Raw genomic sequence first — 20,877 nt, forward strand, 5'->3', positions numbered from 1 at the left:
CGTGGTCACTTGCCCGATCCGCTGTTCATGGCCTTGATGACCTTGTCGGTGATGTCGACGCGGGGACTGAAGAACACCGCTTCCTGCAAGATCAGGTCGTATTTTTCCTGATCAAAGATCTGCTTGACGACGCGCTGCGCACGGTCCAACACCGCGGCCAGTTCTTCGTTCTTGCGCTGGTTCAGGTCTTCCTGGAACTCGCGGCGCTTGCGCTGCAGCTCGCGGTCCTGCTCCACCAAGTCACGCTGACGACGGCTACGCTCAGTTTCCCCCAGCGTGGGCGCGTCCTTCTCGAAGCGCTCGGTGGCGCTCTTGAGACGCGTTGCCGTGTCGCTCAGGTCCTTCTCGCGCCGGGTGAACTCGCTTTCGAGCTTGGCCTGCGCCGCCTTGGCTGGGGATGCGTCACGCAGCACCCGGTCGAGGTTGACGTAGCCAATCTTGAGCTCCTGGCCATGCGCGAGCAAAGCCGCGCCAGTCAGCAGGCTGGCCACCAGAAGTTTTTTGAGCTGCGAAGTCATGGTCAGAATGCCGTCCCGATCTGGAACTGAAGACGCTGGATTTTATCTTGGTCCTGGAAGCGGAAGGGCTTGCCGTAACTCAGCTTGAGCGGGCCCACCGGAGAGACCCAACTGATACCAACGCCGACCGAGGCACGCACGTCGCTGAAGCTCATCGACTCCTTCTCACCCCAGACGTTGCCGGCGTCCATGTAACCGAACAGACGCAAGGTGCGGTCGTTGCCGGCCCCCGGGAATGGCACATACAACTCGGCGTTCACGTTGGCACGGCGGTTACCGCCCACGTAGGCGCCTTCGATATCGAGAGGGCCCAGAGAGTTCTGCTCGAAACCTCGCACGGTGCCCAGACCACCGCCGTAGAAGTTCTTGAAGACCGGATACGGCTTGCCAGACAAGCCCTTCCCGTATCCAATTTCGGTGTTCAGGCCCAGCGTGAAGCGGTTGGACAGCGGGATGAACTGCTGGAACTGGTAGTCGCCGCGCACATAGCGGGTGTCACCCGCCACACCCAACTCCAGGTTCAGGCGCTGGTAGCGGCCACGGGTCGGCGCAATCAGGCTGTCGCGCGCATCTCGCGACCAGCCCACGGTCAAGGGGACCGACAAACTGGTTTCACCAAAGGTGTCGCGGTACAGGCGATAGCTCACCGGCAGACCGGTGTCGCCCTTGATCGAGGTCTGCTCCACACCGGCGCCGAAGAACACGGTGTCGTACTCGGTGAACGGCACCCCGAAACGCACGGCACCGCCGGGCGTCACGATCTTGTAGTCCCCACCCTGAGTGTTCAGCGGACGCGACGTGCGGTAGTACAGGTCATACGAGCGCGACACGCCATCGTCGGTGAAGTACGGGTCGACCGTGCTGACCACGATGGTGCGGTTGTACTTGCTGGTGTTCAGGTCAATGCCGAGATAGTTCCCGGTGCCGAACACGTTGTCCTGCTTGACCGATGCGGTCAGGGTGAACTTCTCGGCACTCGAAAAGCCCGCACCCAGCATCAGGTTGCCAGTGGGCTTTTCTTCGACCGAGATGGTCAGGTCCACCTGGTCGGCCGTGCCCGGCACTTCCACGGTTTCAATGTCCACGGCCTTGAAGTAGCCCAGACGGTCCACCCGGTCACGCGACAGTTTGATCTTCTGCCCGTCGTACCAAGCCGCCTCGAACTGGCGGAACTCGCGGCGGATCACCTCGTCACGGGTGCGGGAGTTGCCCGCCACATTGACACGGCGAACATACACGCGACGCTGGGGCTGAGCCACCAGCACAGCCACGGCCTGCCCCTTGGCACGGTCCAGCTCCGGACGGAACTCCACGCGGGCAAAGGCGTAACCGAAGGCCGCAAAGCGATCGGTGAAGGCCTTGGTGGTGGCAGCCACGGCATCGGCCCGGTAGGCTTCGCCCGGCTCAATGGTCACCAGCTTGCGGAACTCGTCTTCCTTGCCCAGGTACTCGCCTTCCAGACGCACCCCGGTCACCACATAGCGGGGGCCTTCGCTCACGCTGATCGCAATCGAAATGTCCTGCTTGTCGGGCGAAATGGTCACCTGCGCCGACTCGATCTTGAACTCCAGGTAACCCCGGTTCAGGTAGTAGGCCTTGATCGTTTCCAAGTCGGCGTTCAGCTTGGCCCGCGCGTACTGGTCGGACTTGGTGTACCAGGTCAGCCAGCCGCCCTTGGTGAGGTCCATCTGCGAAATCAGGGTGCTTTCCGAGAAAGCCTGATTGCCGGTGATCCGGATGCTCTTGATCTTGGTGACCTCGCCCTCGTTCACCGTGAAGGTCACGTTGACGCGGTTGCGCTCGGTGGGCGTGATGGTGGAGACCACTTCCACGCCATACAGGCTGCGGGTGAGGTACTGGCGCTTGAGTTCCTGCTCGGCACGGTCGGCCAGCGCGCGGTCAAAGGGCTGGCCCTCGCCGATGCCAACATCCTTGAGTGCCTTGACCAGCACGTCCTTGTCGAACTCCTTGGTGCCGACGAACTCGACGCGCGAGATCACCGGGCGCTCTTCGACCACGACCACGACCACATTGCCGTCGACCTGGATGCGCACGTCCTTGAACAGGCCGGTGGCAAACAAGGCGCGCAAACCTGCGGAGCCCTTGTCGTCAGTGTAGGTGTCGCCGACGCGGAACGGCAGCGAGGCGAACACCGTGCCGGCGTCTGCACGCTGCAGGCCCTCGACGCGAATGTCTTTCAGCACAAAAGGTTCAACCGCCCAGGCGGAGTGAAACAAAGAGGTCGCCAGCAAGGCAGCGAGCAGGGTCGGTTTGAACCGCACAGCAGTCATGAAAGGGCTTTGCATGCAGGAAAACTCAGTGCGCGCCAAACAGGCGCGCCAAGTCGTTGTAGAGGGCCAATGACATCATCGCGAGCATGATGGCCACGCCACCCCGCTGCAATCGTTCCAGCCAGATATCGGAAACCGGCCGGCCCGTGACGCCTTCGAAAAGATAATACATGAGGTGCCCACCATCCAAGACGGGCAGCGGCAGCAAGTTGAGCACGCCCAGGCTCACACTGACCAAGGCCAGGAAGCCAACGTAGTAAACCCACCCCATTTGCGCGGAACGGCCGGCATAGTCGGCGATCGTGAGCGGACCGCTGAGGTTTTGCAGCGAAGCCTCGCCCACCAACATCTTGCCGAGCATGCTCAGGCTCATCACCGAAACATCCCAGGTCTTGGCGGCGGCCTTGGTCAGCCCCTCCACCAGGCCATAGCTGACCTCGACCGTGGCGGGCATGCTGCCCAGAGCGGCCTCGATGCGGGGCACGCGCTGGCCCCTCACCTCGGTCATCACCGGCAACAGATTCACCGGCAGCGTCTGGCCAGCACGTTCGATCTGCAGCGACAGCGCCCGCGCCTCACCACCTGCCTGACTGTCCCGGATCATCTGACGCAACTGCCCTGCGTCCGCAGGCGCCACGCCGTTGACCTGCAAAACGCGGTCACCGGCACGCAAGCCCGCCTGCTCGGCAGGGCCACCTGGCAGCACCTCGGCAATCAAGGGCTCTGCGTAAGGGCCGCTCAAGCCCACACGGTCGAGCAAGCGACCATCGACCTCGGCGGCGGGTATGCGACTCAGGTGCAGCACCACGCTGCGACGCCCCATCACAGGCCCCGACGGCTGCGCACGCGATTCGAGCTGCAGCCGCACATCCTGACCGGCCAGCGCCGACTGGATGAACAGCCACTGCAGATCGGTCATGGAGCGCACTACATGCTGGCGCGACGCATCTGCATCCGAGCTGGCATCCAGCACTTCCAGGGCCACCACCTCGTCGCGCGACTGCAAGCCAGCCTCGGCGGCCAGGGTGCCGGCACGGGGTTGCGCCAGCCACGGGCGCAACTCCTGCACACCGGCCCAGTTCACGCCGGCATACAGCAGCACCGCCAGCAGCAAGTTGGCCAATGGCCCCGCTGCCACGATGAAAGCCCGCTGCCGCAAGGGCTTGCAGTTGAAGGCGCGATGCTGTTCGGCCGCATCCACCGGCCCCTCACGCCCGTCGAGCATCTTGACGTAGCCCCCCAAGGGCAGTGCCGAGATCACGAACTCGGTTTCACCCCGCTGACGACGCCACAAGACCTGACCAAAGCCCACGGAGAAGCGCAGCACCTTGACGTTGCAGGCCACCGCCGCCCGGTAGTGACCGTACTCGTGGATCACCACCAGCACGCCAATCGTCACCAGAAAGGAAAGCACCGTCATCAACATCGTCATCCTCCTGCGTCACCGCCGCGCGTCTGCCTGCACCGTGCCCGGATCAAACCACCAGCCCCGCCACGACCGACGTGGCCACACGGCGCGCCTGACCATCCAGGTCCAGCAAGCCGTCGACCGTCTCGGTCGCCGAGCGTTCAATGCGGCAGTCCGACAGGGACTGAACCACCACTTGGTGGATCTGATCAAAACGGATGCGGCGGGACAGAAAGGCCTCCACGGCGATCTCGTTGGCCGCGTTGAGCACACAGGTGCTGCCGGCCTCGCCCTTGAGTGTCTCCCAGGCCAGTTGCAGGCCCGGATAGCGGCGTGCATCGGCCTCTTCGAACGTGAGGGCATTCAGGCGCGTGAAATCCAGCAGGTCCGCACCCGACTCGATGCGCTGCGGCCACGACAGGCCGTAGGCAATCGGCACCCGCATGTCGGGTGTCCCCAGTTGCGCCAGCACCGAGCGGTCACGGCACACCACCATCGAATGGATGATGCTTTGCGGGTGCAGCACCACGCGGATCTGCTCGGGTGCGAGGTTGAACAACCAGCGCGCCTCGATGACCTCAAGCGCCTTGTTCATCATCGTCGCCGAGTCGACCGAGATTTTGCGGCCCATCACCCAGTTGGGATGGGCGCAGGCCTGCTCGGGCGTGATGTCACCAAACGTGGCCACATCGCGCTGACGGAAGGGCCCGCCTGACGCGGTCAACACGATGTGATCGATGCGCGAGGCCCAAGCTGCAGGATCTTCGGGCAGGCACTGGAAAATGGCCGAATGCTCGCTGTCGATGGGCAAAAGCGTTGCACCGCCCTCCTCCACCGCCCGCATGAACAAGGCGCCCCCCACAACCAGCGCCTCCTTGTTGGCCAGCAGCAGACGCTTGCCGGCCCGTGCGGCCGCCAGACATGGCGGCAAGCCGGCGGCACCGACGATGGCGCCCATCACCACATCGACATCCGGGTGTGACGCCACATCGATCAGAGCCTGTGCCCCGCTGAGTACCTCGGTGCGCAAGCCCGCATCGGCGATCTGTGCGCGCAGGCGTTGGGCCACCGCCTCGTCGGGCATCACCGCGAAACGCGGTTGCCACTGGCGGCACTGCGCCATCAACTCGTCGACACGGGAGGCCCCTGTCAGCGCCCACACCTCGAATTGCTCGGGGTGACGTGACAACACATCAAGTGTGTTGGTGCCGATCGAGCCTGTGGCACCGAGAATGCAGACGCGCTGACGGCGGGAAGACAACTGGGAATCAAGCATGGCACAAGGTCAACACAGCCAGGGTCAAGGGCAAGGCAGGCAAGAGGGCATCGATGCGATCGAGCACACCGCCATGCCCGGGCAACAGCTGGCTGCTGTCCTTCACCCCGGCCTGACGCTTGACGAGAGACTCGAAGAGATCGCCGACCACGCTCATGGCGACCAGAAAGGCCAGCGCAAGCAAGATGCCAAGGGGGCCCAGCCCCATCCACAAACGGCTGTACAAACTCGGCGAATCGACACCAAGATGGCCGTCCACCCAGATCCACAGACCGGCCAGCAAACACACCGCCACCATGCCGCTCCAGACGCCCTCCCAGCTCTTGCCCGGGCTGATGCTGGGGGCCAACTTGCGATGGCCAAAGGCCCTGCCACCAAAGTAAGCGCCGATGTCTGCAGCCCAGACCAAGCACAGCACGGACAGCAGGAAATTCAGGCCCTGCGCCTTGATCTCCACCAGGGCCAGCCAGGCCATGACCAGCAACACCAAGCCCAAGAGGCGCCGCCAGAACTCCGGCACCTGACGCCAATGCGTGCTGCCATAGCGCAACACGGCCGCGCCCCCCAACACCCAGACGATGGTGGCAAACGCCCACACACCCGTGGCAACGTGGAAACCCGCCAGCGGCAGCCCCAGACCATGGACGTGCGGATGCACGTTCAATCCGTTGTCCACCACAGCCTGCGCCCAAACTGGCAAGCCCACCACCTGCGCCGCATACACACAGCCGCCCGCCACAGCAGCCCCGGTGAGCCAGGCCCGCATCCCTGGCGCCTCATTGAGACGGGACCACTCCCAGCCTGCCGCCGAGATGAACACCAGGGTGAGCGCAGAAAATGGCCAAGTGGCTTCGCTGGCCAAGCTGGCCAGCAAGATGGCAGCCAGGATCAAGGCGGTGATGACGCGTTGTTTGAGCATGTTCAGTGTCCTTCCCTTTCGGCCATCACATCATCGAGGCCGCCAACCGCGCCCTCGCCCTCACCCGAGGCCCCCACGTCACCAAAGCGACGCTCGCGCTCGGCATAGCTCTCGATGGCGCGATCCAGTTCAGCACCATCAAAGTCAGGCCACAGGCAATCGGTGAAATACAGTTCCGAGTAGGCGCTCTGCCACAACAGAAAATTGGACAAGCGCACTTCCCCGCCGGTGCGAATCACCAGATCCGGGTCCGGCGCATAGCTCATCGTCATGAAACGCGCCAAGGTGGCCTCATCGAGTGCATCCGGCGCCACACCCGCCGCCATCGCCCGCTGACAGGCCTGCACGATGTCCCAGCGGCCACCGTAGTTGAATGCCACGGTCAACACCAATCGGTCGTTCTCGGCCGTGGACGCCTCAGCCTCCTGCAAGGCGGAACGCACCTTCTCGGACACCTTCTCCAGATCGCCCGCGACGCGGATGCGAACACCATCGGCCTTGAGTTTGCCCATGTGCTTGGACAGTGCCACCAACAGCAAACTCATCAAACCGGACACTTCCTCCTCGGGACGCTTCCAGTTCTCCGACGAGAACGCGAACACGGTCAGGAAGCCGACACCTCGGCTGGCCGCTGCCCTCACCACCTCGACCAGGGCATCGACGCCCGCCTTGTGACCCAGGCCGCGCGGCATGAAACGCTTGCGCGCCCAGCGACCATTGCCATCCATCACGATGGCGACATGCCTCGGAACGGCCAAGGGTGAAGACGAAGGAAGAGAAGCCATCGACAAATGAATCCGGGAATGTGAGAGCGGGCCGCCTGGGCAGCCCGCATGTCCGCAAACAGAACGAGGCGGTCAGACCGCCTCGGACGTGGTCGCCATTATGGCAAAGCGCACAGCCTCAAACAGCCAGCACTTCGGCTTCCTTGGCCTGCACCAGCTTGTCGATTTCGGCAATCGTCTTGTCCGTCAGCTTCTGGATTTCGTCCTGCGAACGACGGTCGTCGTCTTCCGTGATTTCCTTGTCCTTGAGCAGGCGCTTGGCATGCTCGTTGGCGTCGCGACGCAGATTGCGCACGGCAATCTTGGTGTCCTCGCCCGCCGACTTGACGACCTTGGTCAGTTCCTTGCGGCGCTCTTCCGTCAAGGCAGGCATCGGCACGCGGATCAGATCACCCTGCGAGGAAGGGTTCAGGCCAAGGTCCGACTCGCGGATCGCCTTTTCGAGCTTGGCGCCCATGCCCTTTTCCCAAGGCTGAACGCTGATGGTGCGCGCATCTTGCAGCGTCACGTTGGCCACCTGGCTGATGGGCACCAGCGAACCGTAGTACTCCACCTGCACCTGATCCAGGATACCGGGGTGAGCACGGCCGGTGCGAATCTTGGACAACTCGACTTTGAAAGCCTCGATGGACTTGAGCATTTTCTGCTCGGCGGTCTTTTTGATTTCTGCAATGCTCATGAGAAGCTCCGTACGAAGGCCTGAGGCCGACTGACGCTTGAAAAAATGGCGAAAGGAAGGGCTGGATCAGACGTGAACCAGCGTGCCTTCGTCTTCACCCAACACGACGCGCTTGAGTGCGCCGGGTTTGAAAATCGAAAACACCTTCAAAGGCAGATTCTGATCGCGGCACAGGGCAAAAGCGGTGGCATCGAGCACCTGCAGGTTCTTGATCAGGGCCTCGTCGAAGGTGATGCTGGCGTAACGCGTGGCCGAAGGATCTTTCTTGGGATCGGCCGTGTAGACGCCATCCACCTTGGTGGCCTTGAGCATGACCTCCGCACCGATCTCTGCACCGCGCAAGGCAGCGGCGGTGTCGGTCGTGAAGAACGGGTTGCCCGTGCCCGCGGCAAACACCACCACCTTGCCCTCCTCGAGGTACTGCAAGGCTTTGGGGCGAACGTAGGGCTCCACCACCTGGTCGATGCTGATGGCAGACATCACGCGAGCCGTCATGCCTTCCTGACGCATGGTGTCCGCCAGGGCCAGCGAGTTCATCACGGTGGCCAGCATGCCCATGTAGTCGGCCGTGGCGCGGTCCATGCCGACCGAGCCGCCCGCGACGCCGCGGAAAATGTTGCCACCACCGATGACTACCGCCACCTGCACGCCCAGGTCGGTGACCTCCTGAATCTCCTTGACCATGCGCACAATGGTCGCCCGGTTGATGCCGTAGGCATCGTCGCCCATCAGGGCTTCACCGGAAAGTTTCAAGAGGATGCGCTTGTAGGCGGGCATGCGGATGTCCTTGGTGATCTACGTGAGAAGCGAGACTGAAGGTTATCGCAAGTTTCAGTCTTCGCCAGCCTGGTCAGGCCTTTTGAATGGTTGCTGGCGCGAAGGTTCCCCTCCGGCAGCTTGCGTGGCCCGGTCGTTGCCGGGGCACACAGCACAAGGGGGCCAAAAGCCCCCTTGTTTTGCTTCGGGTTACTGACCCTTGGCTGCGGCCATCGTGGCCGCCACTTCGGCTGCGAAGTCGTCTTGCTTCTTCTCGATGCCCTCGCCCACCACGAACATGGTGAAACCCTTGACGGTCGTGTTGGCCGACTTCAGGTACTGCTCGACGGTTTGCTTGCCGTCAGCGGCCTTCACGAAGACCTGGTTGAACAGGGACACTTCCTTCAGGTACTTCTGAACAGCGCCTTCGATCATCTTGGCAGCGATGTCAGCAGGTTTGCCAGCTTCGGCGGCCTTGGCCGTGGCGACGCTGCGCTCGGTTTCGATCAGATCGGCCGGCACGTCAGCCGACGACAGCGACACGGGCTTCATGGCGGCCACGTGCATGGCGACGTCCTTGGCAGCCACGTCTTGACCGTCGAACTCCACGACCACGCCAATGCGGGCGCCGTGCAGGTATGCAGCCAGCTTGCCACCGTCAGCGTAACGCTTGAAGCGACGGATGGCCATGTTCTCGCCGATCTTGCCGATCAAGCCCTTGCGGACTTCCTCCACGGTCGGGCCGAAGCCGTCTTGCGACAGCGGCAGCTCGCCGATAGCAGCGACGTCAGCGGGGTTGTTCTTGGCGATCAGCTCGGCCACCGACTTGGCGAAAGCCAGGAAGGAGTCGTTCTTCGAGACGAAGTCGGTTTCGCAGTTGATTTCCACCAAAGCGCCGGTCGAGCCGTCGACAAAAGCAGACACCACGCCTTCAGCGGTCACGCGCGAGGCGGCCTTGGAGGCCTTGCTGCCCAGCTTGACGCGCAGCAGCTCTTCCGCCTTGGCGAAGTCGCCATCGGCCTCGGTCAGAGCTTTCTTGCACTCCATCATGGGAGCATCGGTCTTGGCGCGCAGTTCGGCGACCATGCTGGCGGTGATTGCAGCCATTAGCTTTCTCCGGTTTGGTTCGCGGGCGGCCAAAGCGCCGCCGCAGAAAATTTTGTTAAAAAAAGGGGCTGATCGTCAGCCCCTTCTTGCGAAATCAAGGAGCCTTAAACGGCTTCGTTGACTTCCACGAATTCGTCGTCGCCAGCAGAAGCTGCGGCCACGACTTCGTTCACGGCGTTGGCCTTGCCTTCCAGGATGGCGTCAGCCACGGCCTTGGCGTACAGCGCCACAGCCTTGGAGGAGTCGTCGTTACCGGGAATGACATAGTCGATGCCTTCGGGCGAGTGGTTGGTGTCAACCACGCCGATGACGGGGATGCCCAGCTTCTTGGCTTCGGCGATGGCAATCTTGTGATAACCGACGTCGATCACGAAGATGGCGTCAGGCAACACAGCCATGTCCTGGATGCCGCCGATGTCTTTTTCCAGCTTGGCCAGGTCACGTTGGAACAGCAGGCCTTCCTTCTTCTTCAGGTTGTCCAGACCGGTTTCCACCACGGCCTGCATGTCCTTCAGCTTCTTGAGGGAGCCCTTGACGGTCTTGAAGTTGGTCAGCATGCCACCCAGCCAGCGCTGGTTGACGTAAGGCACGCCTGCGCGTTCGGCTTCCAGGGCGATGGTGTCACGCGATTGACGCTTGGTGCCGACCATCATCACGGTGCCGCGGCGAGCCGACAGCTGCTTGATGAACTTCAGAGCCTCTTCGAAGGCGGGCTGCGTCTTCTCGAGGTTGATGATGTGAATCTTGTTGCGATGACCGAAGATGTACGGGGCCATCTTGGGGTTCCAGAAGCGGGTTTGGTGACCGAAGTGGACACCGGCTTCCAGCATTTCGCGCATGGATACGGACATGAATTGCTCCAGAGGTTGGATCTGGAAATCGACAGCGATCACAACCTGCTCTGCGAGCCTGCTGCAACACCTTGGATTGCCGATTTCGTGATTGTCAAAATCTACCCGGGGATTCGGGCAAACTCTGACATTCTAGCACGGAATCAGCAACCCATCCAAGCCACCTCAACGCTTGCCACGGGACCCCTTGCCTGAGCCTCCCTTGCCGGTCTTACCCGGCACCGCAACCGGCGCCGCCGCTCGCGTGCGACCCTTGCCAGCACCCCTGGCCGCCTTACCCGCCCGCTTCACCTCATGGTCGGCCTGGCGCACCTCGGCCAAGGCCTCTTGGGCCGCACCAGGCTCGACCCAATCCTTGTCCGCGCCACGACTGCGCTTTCGCCCCAACCCCGAGCCGGCGCGCTCTTCGCCCGCCTCGCGCACCAGGCGGAAATCGATCTTGCGGGTATCGAGGTCGACGCGGCTGACCTGCACCAGCACGCGAGACCCCACCACATAGCGCGTACCGGTACGCTCGCCGCGAAGTTCCTGACGCGTTTCGTCAAACCGGTAGTACTCCCCACCCAGCTCGGTGATATGAATCAGGCCCTCGACGTACAGGCCATCGAGTTGCACGAACAGACCAAAGCTGGTCACGGCGCTCACCGTGCCGCCATACTCTTCGCCCAGCCGCTCGCGCATGAACATGCACTTGAGCCAGGCTTCCACATCGCGGGAGGCCTCATCGGCCCGGCGCTCGTTGGCGCTGCAATGAATGCCGACGGTCTCCCACGCCGCCGCCTCGGCGGGCGGCAACTTGAGCCGGGCGACCGCCTTGGTCGGCGCCGCCGGCAGACCCTTGCTGGGCGCGCCCCGCGTGCCACCAGGCTTGCGCTTCACATTGCCGACCTGGTGCTGCACGGCTGGCAACTTCAGGTCATAGCGCCCACGGCCCAGCAAGGCCTTGATCACGCGGTGCACCAGCAAATCCGGATAGCGGCGGATGGGGCTCGTGAAGTGGGTGTAGGCCTCGTAGGCCAGACCGAAGTGACCGCTGTTGGTCGGGGTATAGATGGCCTGCTGCATGGAGCGCAGCATCATCGTGTGGATCTGCGTGACGTCGGGGCGATCTTTCACCGCCTGCGCAATCGCCTGGTAGTCGCCCGGTTGCGGCTCCTCCCCCAGGGACAAGCCCAGGCCCAGCGCCTTCAGATAGTTCTTCAGCAACTGCCGCTTCTCGGGTGTCGGCCCCTCGTGGACGCGGAACAGCGACGGATGCTTGGCGCGCGTGATGAAGTCGGCGGAGCACACGTTGGCAGCCAGCATGCACTCCTCGATCAAACGGTGCGCATCGGTGCGCACACGCGGCACGATCTTGGCGATGCGACCGTTGTCGTCGCAGACGATCTGAGTTTCGGTGGTGTCAAAGTCGACCGCCCCACGGCCGGAGCGCGACTTCAGCAGCGCACGGTAGACCTCGTGCAGGTGCAGGAGATGCGGCACCAGTTCGGGCCGGCGCAGCGCCTCCGGCCCACGGGTGTTGCCCAGGATGGTGGCCACTTCGGTGTAGGTCAGCCGGGCGTGAGAGCGGATCACCGCCGGGTAGAACTGGTAGGCATGCACATCCCCCTCCGCGTTGACCAGCATGTCGCACACCATTGACAGGCGCTCAACATCCGGGTTCAACGAACACAGGCCATTGGAGAGCTTCTCCGGCAGCATCGGGATCACGCGGCGCGGGAAGTACACCGAGGTCGCGCGCTCGTACGCGTCCAGGTCCAGCGCCTCGCCCGGCTTGACGTAGTGACTCACGTCGGCGATGGCCACGATCAGTCGCCAGCCGTTGGGACCCTTGGCGCGCCCGATGGTGGCGGGCTCGCAGTACACCGCATCGTCGAAGTCACGCGCATCCTCTCCGTCAATCGTCACCAGAGGCACATCGGTCAGGTCGATGCGCTGCTTCTTGTCTGTGGCACGCACTTTCTCGGGCAGCTTGGCAGCCTGCGCCAGTGTGGCGTCGCTGAAACGGTGCGGCACTTCGTACTTGCGCACGGCAATCTCGATTTCCATGCCAGGGTCGTCGATGCCGCCGAGCACCTCCACGACGCGCCCAACCGGCTTGGCCAGCAAGGACGGCGCCTCGGTCAACTCGACCGCCACCACCTGCCCCGGCTCCGCATTCGCGGTGCCTTTCGGCGAAATCAGGATGTCCTGGCCAAAGCGCCGATCTTCCGGCGCCACCAGCCAGGCTCCGCCCTCTTGCAGCAGTCGACCGATGATGGGCGTCTTGCGGCGTTCGATGATCTCCAGCACCAGACCTTCCGGGCGGCCACGGCGGTCGAAGCGGACCACACGCACCTTCACACGATCGCGGTGCATGACCGAACGCATCTCCTGAGGGGGCAAGAAGACGCTGGCGTCCCCGTCATCGGCCTGAACGAAGCCATGTCCGTCACGGTGACCTTGTACCGTGCCGACGATTTCACTCATGAGGCCCAAAATTTGTGGTGCGGATGTTGTCATGGGTCTTATTTTGATGCTAGAATTCAACTCTTCGCTGATGACGCAACAACATATTTGTTGCAGCGCCTACAGTGTAAAAAGTACCTGCCCAGGTGGCGGAATTGGTAGACGCACTAGTTTCAGGTACTAGCGGGTAACTCCGTGGAGGTTCGAGTCCTCTCCTGGGCACCAATTGAAAAGCCGCTTGACCTTGTGTCAAGCGGCTTTTTCTTTGTCTGATGCGGCCAAGCAGCATGACTGGAATGCCGAGGATGCCTGACACGCAGTTGCGCAACACATCACTCGCATCTGGCGATGAGGAACAAGCGAGGGGCAAACGCAACATGCTGCACACCGTCACAGGGTACACCAAGCACCCCCTTGCGACACGTCCCCTGCGCTTGACGTCTTTTGTTGCACAAAGCTGACATCGTTGCGCCACCGCGCCGATATTGGACACGGGCTCCAAAACAATGCTATATTTACGTTCTCGACACGGCGACGGCAACGAAGCCAAGTCAACAAAGTACCTGCCCAGGTGGCGGAATTGGTAGACGCACTAGTTTCAGGTACTAGCGGGTAACTCCGTGGAGGTTCGAGTCCTCTCCTGGGCACCAATTGAAAAGCCGCTTGATCTTCGATCAAGCGGCTTTTTCTTTGCCTGATCAAACTGCCCACACACAGTCACAGGCAGCACCGCCTTCAACGGCCCAGGCCTCATCAGAGGGCAGCCGCCCTTCTTTTCCCCTCATGCCGCGCCAGGCGGAAAAAAAGCAGCCCGAAGGCTGCTTGGCTGTGAGGTCTCCCCCACCAAGGGCGACGCTGCCGCGCTCAGACCTTGTAGCGCTTGAGCAGCGCCTCAGGGCGCAGCGTGTCGTACTCTTCAAAAGGCTGGTGAATCCAGGGACTGGTCGGCAGCGACTCCACATGGTAGTCGGGCGTGTAGGTCGACACCCCTTTGACCCAGATGACCGCCGAGCGCAATTCGGTGATGGCAGGCATGGCGCGCAGACGATCGACCACCGCACGCAAAGTCACGCCCGAATCCGCGAGGTCATCGATCAGCAGCACGCGGCCGGCCAGCTCACCCTTGGGCATGGTGATGTACTTCGCCATGTCCAGGCGACCCTGCAAGGTGCCACCGTCATCGCGGTAAGAGCTGGTGGACATGATGCCCAACGGACGGTCAAAAATGCGCGAGATCATGTCACCCGGACGCAGGCCACCACGCGCCAGGCAGAGGATCTGGTCAAACCCCCACCCCGAAGCGTGCACCTTCAGTGCCAGACGCTCGATCAGTTGGTGGTACTCCTCCCAGGAGACATACAGGTGCTTGCCATCGTCGGTGAGCATGGGGATTCCTTTGGCGGGTGGCAGAGTGAATCGTGGCAACGCGCCTCAACCCTTGTAGGGATGGCGCAGCAAAATGGTGTGGTCGCGATCGGGGCCCGTGGACACCATGTCGATCGGAGCGCCGATGAACGCCTCCACGCGCTGCAGATATGCGCGTGCATTGGCCGGCAGCTTGTCCCACTCGGTGATGCCGAAGGTCGTGCCCTCCCAGCCCGGGAAGCTTTCGTAGATGGGCTCGCAGGCCACGATGTCGTCGGCATCCAGCGGCAGGATGTCCACGCGTTCACCGCGCAGCATGTAGCCGGTGCACACCTTGATCTCGTCGAGACCGTCGAGCACGTCGAGCTTGGTCAGGCAGATCCCGGTGATGCCGTTGATCAGCACCGAGCGCTTGAGCGCAGCGGCGTCCAGCCAGCCGCAGCGACGGGCGCGACCTGTGACCGTGCCACGCTCTTGGCCCACCGTGGCCAGGTGGCAGCCCACCGTGCCGGGCGTCTCCCAGTCGAGTTCGGTGGGGAATGGGCCGCTGCCGACGCGGGTGGTGTAGGCCTTGGTGATGCCCAGGATGTAGTGCAGCTTGTCCGGGCCCACGCCCGAGCCAGCCGAGGCATTGCCAGCCACGCAGTTGCTGGACGTGACGTAAGGATAGGTGCCGTGATCGACGTCGAGCAAGGTGCCTTGGGCGCCTTCGAACAGCACGCTGCCACCTTCCTGGGTGTGGGCATGGATGCGCACACCGACGTCAGCCAGCATCGGCAGGATCTGCTCGGCGGCCTTCATGGCCTCGTCATAGATGGGCTGGAAGGCGAGCTCGTCGCCCTTCAGGAAGCCCTTGAGCGAGAAGTTGTGCAGCTCCAGCAGTTCCTTGAGCTTGGCGGCGAAACGCTCGGGGTGCTTGAGGTCTTGCAGGCGCAGGGCGCGACGTGCCACCTTGTCTTCGTAGGCCGGGCCGATGCCCTTGCCGGTGGTGCCGATCTTGCCGCCACCGCTGGTCTCGCGCAGGGCTTCACGCGCCTTGTCCACGGCCACGTGGAAAGGCAGGATCATCGGGCAAGATTCGCTGATGAACAGGCGCGAACGCACGTTCAGGCCTGCGGCCTCCAGACGCTCGATCTCAGAGAGCAGGTGGGTGGGGTCAACCACCACACCGTTGCCGATGTAGCAAGCTACGCCCTCGCGCATGATCCCTGAAGGGATGAGCTGCAGGGCCGTCTTCTTGCCGTTGATCACCAAGGTGTGACCGGCGTTGTGACCGCCCTGGAAGCGGACCACAGCGGCCGCATGGTCGGTCAGCCAGTCCACAACCTTGCCTTTGCCTTCGTCACCCCATTGGGTGCCGACGACAACAACGTTGCGGGCAGATGCGTTGCCGGGGCGAGCCGACGCGGAAGTGCTTTGCATGGCGGAATCCTGTTTCGCAAAAAATGGATCGGGCGCGCTTCAGAGCGCGCGCACCGACCAGCGTCCATCGACGAGCGCGAGTTCGCGATCGCAGTCAAATTCCTGGACGTCGTGTTCATGTCCGGGCAGCACACACACCACGGTGTGGCCCTGCCCTCTCAGTTCGCGGATGGCCTGCCGCAAAGCAGGATCACTGCCCCAAGGCGCACGGACCGCCGTGTGGGCGGCCTGCTCCTGGTGGCTGGCCAGCAGGTCAACAAGAATCCTCAGATCCAGGCTGAAGCCGGCGGCCGGGCGACGGCGGCCAAACACGGCGCCGACCTCGTCATAACGTCCGCCACGCACCAGTGCGTTGGCATGACCCGCACCGTACACCGCGAAGCGGATGCCGCTGTAATAAGCGTAGCCACTGAAATCGGAGAGGTCGAAGCCGATGCTGACATCCGGATGGGAGGTCTGCAGGTGCTCGGCAAGCCAAGTCAGGTCGGTCAGGGCCTGGTGAACCAGTTCATGCGCGGGCAGCACGGCACGGGCACGGGCCAGCACTTCGACGCCACCGAACAAGGTGGTCAGGCTGACCAGGACCTTGGCCGCGTCAGGAGCCTGACGCAAGGCGCCCTGCCCCGACAGATCACGCAAGGTGGCAACGTCCTTGTTGGTCAAGGCCTCGACCAGGGCGTCGTGCAGCGCGGGCTCGAGATTCGACACCCCCAGGCCGGCCAGCACGCCTTGCACCAGCCGTACATCGGCGAAGTCGACGACCAGCCCCTGGAGACCGGATACCTTCAAACCTTCGAGCGCCAGTTCGGCAGCTTCGAGGTCGGCTTCCAGCCCGGCGTGGCCATAGATCTCGGCGCCCAATTGCAGCTGCTCGCGCGTGGCGTGCGGGCCTTCAGGGCGGGTGTGCAACACCGGACCGCAGTAGCACAAACGGGTCACACTCTCGCGGTTGAGCAGGTGCGCATCAATGCGCGCCACCTGGGGCGTGGTGTCGGCGCGCAGGCCCAGGGTACGCCCGCTGAGTTGATCGACCAGCTTGAACGTCTTGAGGCCCAGGGCATGTCCGGTACCGGACAGCAGGGACTCCAAGTGCTCCAGCATGGGAGGCATCACGAGTTCATACCCGTAGCAGCGAGCCGCATCGAGCCAGACCCGACGCAACTCTTCCACGCGACGCGCCTGCGCAGGCAAAACGTCAGCAATGTGCTCTGGCAACAGCCAAGCAGACGACATAAGAAAACGTGTGGGGGGTTAAAAACGAGATTCTACCGGTGTCTGATGAAACTTGGACAGCCCAAGTTGATCATTCCCGTGCGGGACAGCTCAGGACAGCGCCTGAAGCCCCCACAACAACACCAGCCCGAGCACCATGCTCAGCAGCCCGACCTTGCGGATCTGCTGATCGTCCAGTTGCAGCAACTGGGTGAACATGCGCCGCCATCCCTGGGGATGGATGGCGGGCATCAGACCTTCCAGCACCAGCACCAGGGCCAGCGCGATCCACCATGCGTCGTGCATTCAGTGCACGGCCATCAGCGCGCCGCGGCGGCACCCGCACCGCGCATGGCCTTGAAGAACTCGTTGTTGTGGTCGATCACCATCACATCCGACTTGCTGCGGAAGCTGGCACGATAAGCCTCCAAGCTGCGATAGAACTGCGCGAACTGAGGATCCTTGCCAAAGGCCTCGGCGTACAGGGCAGACGCCTTGGCATCGCCCTCACCCTTGATCTTCTGGGCGTCGCGATAGGCCTCGGCCACGATGATTTCACGCTGGCGGTCGGCATCGGCACGAATCTTTTCGCCTTCGGCGCCACCGGTGGAACGCAGTTCGTTGGCCACGCGCTTGCGCTCGGACTCCATGCGGCGATAGACCGATTCGGTGATGTTGGCCACGAAGTCCACACGCTTGATGCGCACGTCCACGATCTCGATGCCGAAGGACTTGGCGTCATCGGCCAGACGGCGGATCACGCCTTGCATGACCTTCTCACGCTCGGCGGACAGCATGGCGCCGACGGTGCGCTTGGTCACCTCTTCGTTCAGTGCAGCCTGCACGATGGGAGAGAGGCGGTTCTCGGCATTGCGGATGTCCACGCCGTTGTTGCGAATGAACTGGCGAGGCTCGGTGATGCGCCACTTGACCAGCCAGTCGATCACCAGGCTCTTCTTTTCGGCCGTGAAGATGGGGCGCGACTCCGGGCTGTCGAGCGTCTGGATGCGGCGATCCAGGAAGACCACGTTCTGCAACGGAGCGGGCATCTTGACCTTGAGCCCGGGTTCGCTGATGACTTCCTTGATTTCGCCGAGTGCGTAGACCACGGCAAACTGCCTTTGGTCCACCACAAACAGCGTGGAGGCTGCGAGGATGAGGGCCAGCAACGCGCCGACCAGGATGGTGCCAATACGGTTCATGTCAGTTTCCTTGCCTGTGCTGTGGGACGCGCTCAGCGCACTTCGCGATCGCGGCTGCGCAGGCCGTCGCGCGAGCGGGCATCTGCGGACGCGGCAGGGTTGGAGGTGGCAACAGGCTCGGATGCCGCCACGGCAGGCGCCGCAGCGACGCTACCGCCCGCCCCCGACATCTGCATGATCTTGTCCAGAGGCAGATACAGCAGATTGGAGCCTTGGCGGCTGTCCACCATCACCTTGGTGACGTTGCTGTAGACCTGGGCCATGGTGTCGGTGTAGAGGCGGTCACGTGTCACGCCAGGGGCCTTCTTGTACTCGTTCAGCACGGACTTGAAGCGTTCGGCGTCACCCTCTGCCTGCGCTACGACGCGGGCAGCATAACCGGCTGCCTCTTCACGCAGTCGTGCCGCGGTACCCTGAGCTTTGGGGATCACGTCGTTGGCGTAGGCTTGGCCTTCGTTCTTCAGACGTTCACGGTCAGCGCCGGCCTTGAAGGCGTCGTCGAAAGCCGCCTGCACCTGCTCAGGGGCCTGAACGCTCTGCACGTTGACGTTGACCACGGTCACGCCAGCCTTGAGCTTGTTGAGCTGGGTCTGGATCGACTTGACCAACTCGGTGGCGATGGCGTCGCGCTGCTCGTAGAGCACCGAGTCCATCGTGCTGTTGCCGACGATCTCGCGCACGGCCGACTCGGCGGCTTGCTGTACGGCCTCGTCAGAGCTGCGGTTCTCGAACAGGTAGTCGCGGGCATCGGCCAGTCGGTACTGAACGGTGAAGCGGATGTCGACGATGTTCTCGTCACGCGTGAGCATGGAGGAGTCGCGCAGGGCCGTTGCCTGCAACACCGAGTTGCTGCCCACATCGATGGAGCGCAACTGGGTGAGGTTGACGATTTCGTGCGACTGGAAGGGGTAAGGCGCACGCCACTGGAAACCGGCATCCACCGTGTGGCTGAAGCGGCCAAAGGACATCACGACCGCCTGCTGACCTTCCTGCACGATGAAGAAACCGCTGCCAGCCCACACCAGCGCGATCAAACCGGCGATGAGTCCGGCGCCAATGCCGGCGCCCTTCGGGTCGGGGGTGAAGCCACCACCGCTCTTGCCGCCGTTGCCGTCACCCTTGTTGCCGGTGAACACACCGCTGAGCTTGCGGTTGAAGTCGCGCCAGAGTTCGTCCAGATCCGGCGGGCCGTCCTGACGACCGTTGTAGCTGGCCTGTCCCCCGGCGACGCCCGGGATGGCCTGCTTGACGGCGTTGGCGGTCACCCAGGTGAGACGACGGCCGGCCCCCACGAGCAGACTGGCTGCCAGGGACACGGCATTCATCACCCAGTGACGGTGTGGTGCGGGGCTTCGGCCCTCATCCAGAGATGGCATGTTCATGATCGGTCAGTAGGAATTTCTGGAGGTGCCACATCGGGCACCGGCTCATGGGTTGCATTGTGCATGTCGAAACGCGGATCGCGCGGAGGCGGGGTATCAAGCCCCCCATCCAAGCCATGCAATGCGGCGTCAGCGAGCACATCGCGCAGCACATCCAGTCCTTCGCCTTTGAGTGCGCTGACAAAGACCCGGTGGCAACGGCGCCCCGAGGGCAGCTCGTACACGTCGCGATGGTGCAAGGGACGTTGGTGCGCTGGCAGGCAATCGCACTTGTTGAAGACCAGCACCTGGGGCAGCTGACCGGCACCAATGCTGTCGAGCACGCGCAGCACTTCGTCGATCTGCTCCAGCACCACCGGACTGGCCGCGTCGACCACATGCAGGAGCACGTCGGCCTCGGCCGCCTCCTGCAAGGTGGCCTTGAACGACTCGACCAGGCTGTGGGGCAGATCGCGGATGAAGCCGACCGTGTCGGACAGCGTCACGCTGCGCTGCGCCTGGGCCAGGAACATCTGCCGCGTGGTGGTGTCCAGCGTGGCAAACAGCTGGTTGGCCGCGTAGGTGCCTGCCTTGGTCAGGGCATTGAACAGCGTGGACTTGCCCGCGTTGGTGTAGCCCACCAGCGAAATGCGGAAGGTCTCGGTGCGCTCTCGTGAGCGCCGCTGGGTGTTGCGCTGGCGTTGAACCTTGGCCAGTTGCAGCTTGAGCGACTTGATCTTCTGCTCGATCATGCGGCGATCGAGTTCGATCTGTGTTTCGCCGGGGCCACCCCGGTGACCCACGCCACCGCGCTGTCGCTCCAGGTGGGACCAGCGACGCACCAGACGCGTCGACAGGTATTGCAGCCGGGCCAGTTCAACTTGCAACTTGCCTTCGTGGCTGCGTGCACGCGCGCCGAAGATTTCGAGGATCAGACCGGTGCGGTCCAGCACCTCGACGCCCAGGTGGCGCTCCAGATTGCGCTGCTGCGCGGGCGACAGAGCCTGGTCGAAAAGGACGCCGTGGGCCTGATACAGCTGAACGAGCTCTTTGATCTCGTCGGCTTTACCCGAGCCGACAAACAAGGCCGCATCGGGCGCACGGCGTTTGGCTGTGACCTTGGCCACCGGCAGATCACCGGCTGATTCGGCCAGCAAGGCCAGTTCGTCCAGGGTGGGATCAAAGGAAGAACCGGGGCCGAAGTCGACCCCCACCAGCACAACCCGCGGGTCATTGGACGGGTTCGGCGCAGACGAAGAAGGTGTCAAGGCGTCAGT

18 protein-coding genes and 2 tRNA genes are annotated in these 20,877 nt (G+C 63.1%); 2 read left to right on the plus strand and 18 right to left on the minus strand.

The genetic code is table 11. The features are described from left to right. Positions 1-5: 5 nt before the first annotated feature. The 11 genes from RBT42_RS01245 to rnr form a co-directional block, all read right to left on the minus strand. On the minus strand, positions 6-518 hold the full coding sequence (locus RBT42_RS01245) for an OmpH family outer membrane protein (RefSeq protein ID WP_320361829.1): 513 nt from the start codon (positions 516-518) through the stop codon (positions 6-8). A gap of 2 nt (positions 519-520) precedes the next feature. Then, positions 521-2,809: an outer membrane protein assembly factor BamA gene (gene bamA / locus RBT42_RS01250; protein WP_320361830.1), complete on the minus strand. Its 2,289-nt coding sequence runs from the start codon at positions 2,807-2,809 to the stop codon at positions 521-523. Positions 2,810-2,834: 25 nt separating this feature from the next. After that, the gene (gene rseP / locus RBT42_RS01255; RefSeq protein ID WP_320361901.1) at positions 2,835-4,235 is read right to left on the minus strand and encodes an RIP metalloprotease RseP; all 1,401 of its coding nucleotides are present in this window, start codon (positions 4,233-4,235) and stop codon (positions 2,835-2,837) included. Positions 4,236-4,284: 49 nt separating this feature from the next. Continuing rightward, a complete protein-coding gene (gene ispC / locus RBT42_RS01260) occupies positions 4,285-5,493 on the minus strand; it encodes a 1-deoxy-D-xylulose-5-phosphate reductoisomerase (RefSeq protein ID WP_320361831.1) in 1,209 nt (402 codons plus the stop codon). Beyond that, positions 5,486-6,412 carry a phosphatidate cytidylyltransferase gene (locus tag RBT42_RS01265; protein WP_320361832.1) on the minus strand — a complete coding sequence of 309 codons (927 nt, stop codon included), beginning with the start codon at positions 6,410-6,412 and terminating at the stop codon, positions 5,486-5,488. The genes ispC and RBT42_RS01265 overlap by 8 nt, the downstream gene beginning before the upstream one ends. A gap of 2 nt (positions 6,413-6,414) precedes the next feature. Then, positions 6,415-7,197: a polyprenyl diphosphate synthase gene (uppS, locus tag RBT42_RS01270; protein WP_320361834.1), complete on the minus strand. Its 783-nt coding sequence runs from the start codon at positions 7,195-7,197 to the stop codon at positions 6,415-6,417. Between the two features lie 118 nt (positions 7,198-7,315). Next, positions 7,316-7,876, minus strand: a complete 561-nt coding sequence (frr, locus tag RBT42_RS01275; protein ID WP_320361835.1) for a ribosome recycling factor — start codon at positions 7,874-7,876, stop codon at positions 7,316-7,318. A 66-nt stretch (positions 7,877-7,942) separates the two neighbouring features. Beyond that, complete coding sequence (gene pyrH / locus RBT42_RS01280; protein ID WP_320361836.1) at positions 7,943-8,653, minus strand: UMP kinase; 711 nt, start codon at positions 8,651-8,653, stop codon at positions 7,943-7,945. Between the two features lie 189 nt (positions 8,654-8,842). After that, complete coding sequence (gene tsf, locus RBT42_RS01285) at positions 8,843-9,739, minus strand: translation elongation factor Ts (RefSeq protein WP_320361837.1); 897 nt, start codon at positions 9,737-9,739, stop codon at positions 8,843-8,845. A gap of 104 nt (positions 9,740-9,843) precedes the next feature. Continuing rightward, complete coding sequence (gene rpsB / locus RBT42_RS01290; protein WP_320361839.1) at positions 9,844-10,590, minus strand: 30S ribosomal protein S2; 747 nt, start codon at positions 10,588-10,590, stop codon at positions 9,844-9,846. Positions 10,591-10,755: 165 nt separating this feature from the next. Then, positions 10,756-13,059 (minus strand): ribonuclease R, encoded by a 2,304-nt coding sequence (rnr, locus tag RBT42_RS01295; RefSeq protein WP_413785824.1) that lies wholly within the window; start codon positions 13,057-13,059, stop codon positions 10,756-10,758. Positions 13,060-13,178: 119 nt separating this feature from the next. Between rnr and RBT42_RS01300 the strand changes: the two genes are divergently transcribed. Together RBT42_RS01300 and RBT42_RS01305 are read left to right on the plus strand one after the other, a co-directional pair. Continuing rightward, positions 13,179-13,263, plus strand: a tRNA-Leu gene (locus RBT42_RS01300). Positions 13,264-13,603: 340 nt separating this feature from the next. Then, positions 13,604-13,688, plus strand: a tRNA-Leu gene (locus RBT42_RS01305). 214 nt (positions 13,689-13,902) lie between these two features. On the opposite strand, the gene RBT42_RS01310 is transcribed toward RBT42_RS01305, so the two are convergent. The 7 genes from RBT42_RS01310 to hflX form a co-directional block, all read right to left on the minus strand. Beyond that, the gene (locus RBT42_RS01310) at positions 13,903-14,424 is read right to left on the minus strand and encodes a phosphoribosyltransferase (RefSeq protein ID WP_320361843.1); all 522 of its coding nucleotides are present in this window, start codon (positions 14,422-14,424) and stop codon (positions 13,903-13,905) included. 45 nt (positions 14,425-14,469) lie between these two features. Continuing rightward, complete coding sequence (locus RBT42_RS01315) at positions 14,470-15,825, minus strand: adenylosuccinate synthase (RefSeq protein WP_320361844.1); 1,356 nt, start codon at positions 15,823-15,825, stop codon at positions 14,470-14,472. A 39-nt stretch (positions 15,826-15,864) separates the two neighbouring features. Then, positions 15,865-17,058, minus strand: a complete 1,194-nt coding sequence (locus tag RBT42_RS01320; protein WP_320361845.1) for an ATP phosphoribosyltransferase regulatory subunit — start codon at positions 17,056-17,058, stop codon at positions 15,865-15,867. Between the two features lie 90 nt (positions 17,059-17,148). After that, positions 17,149-17,343 carry a DUF2065 domain-containing protein gene (locus tag RBT42_RS01325; protein ID WP_320361846.1) on the minus strand — a complete coding sequence of 65 codons (195 nt, stop codon included), beginning with the start codon at positions 17,341-17,343 and terminating at the stop codon, positions 17,149-17,151. 14 nt (positions 17,344-17,357) lie between these two features. After that, positions 17,358-18,239, minus strand: coding sequence for a protease modulator HflC (gene hflC / locus RBT42_RS01330; protein WP_320361847.1), 882 nt, complete (start codon positions 18,237-18,239; stop codon positions 17,358-17,360). A gap of 32 nt (positions 18,240-18,271) precedes the next feature. Further along, positions 18,272-19,621 carry an FtsH protease activity modulator HflK gene (gene hflK, locus RBT42_RS01335; protein ID WP_320361848.1) on the minus strand — a complete coding sequence of 450 codons (1,350 nt, stop codon included), beginning with the start codon at positions 19,619-19,621 and terminating at the stop codon, positions 18,272-18,274. Continuing rightward, positions 19,618-20,868, minus strand: coding sequence for a GTPase HflX (gene hflX / locus RBT42_RS01340; protein WP_413785826.1), 1,251 nt, complete (start codon positions 20,866-20,868; stop codon positions 19,618-19,620). The genes hflK and hflX overlap by 4 nt, the downstream gene beginning before the upstream one ends. Positions 20,869-20,877: the final 9 nt, after the last annotated feature.

The organism is Aquabacterium sp. (genome assembly GCF_034003525.1).
GTDB lineage: Bacteria > Pseudomonadota > Gammaproteobacteria > Burkholderiales > Burkholderiaceae_C > Aquabacterium.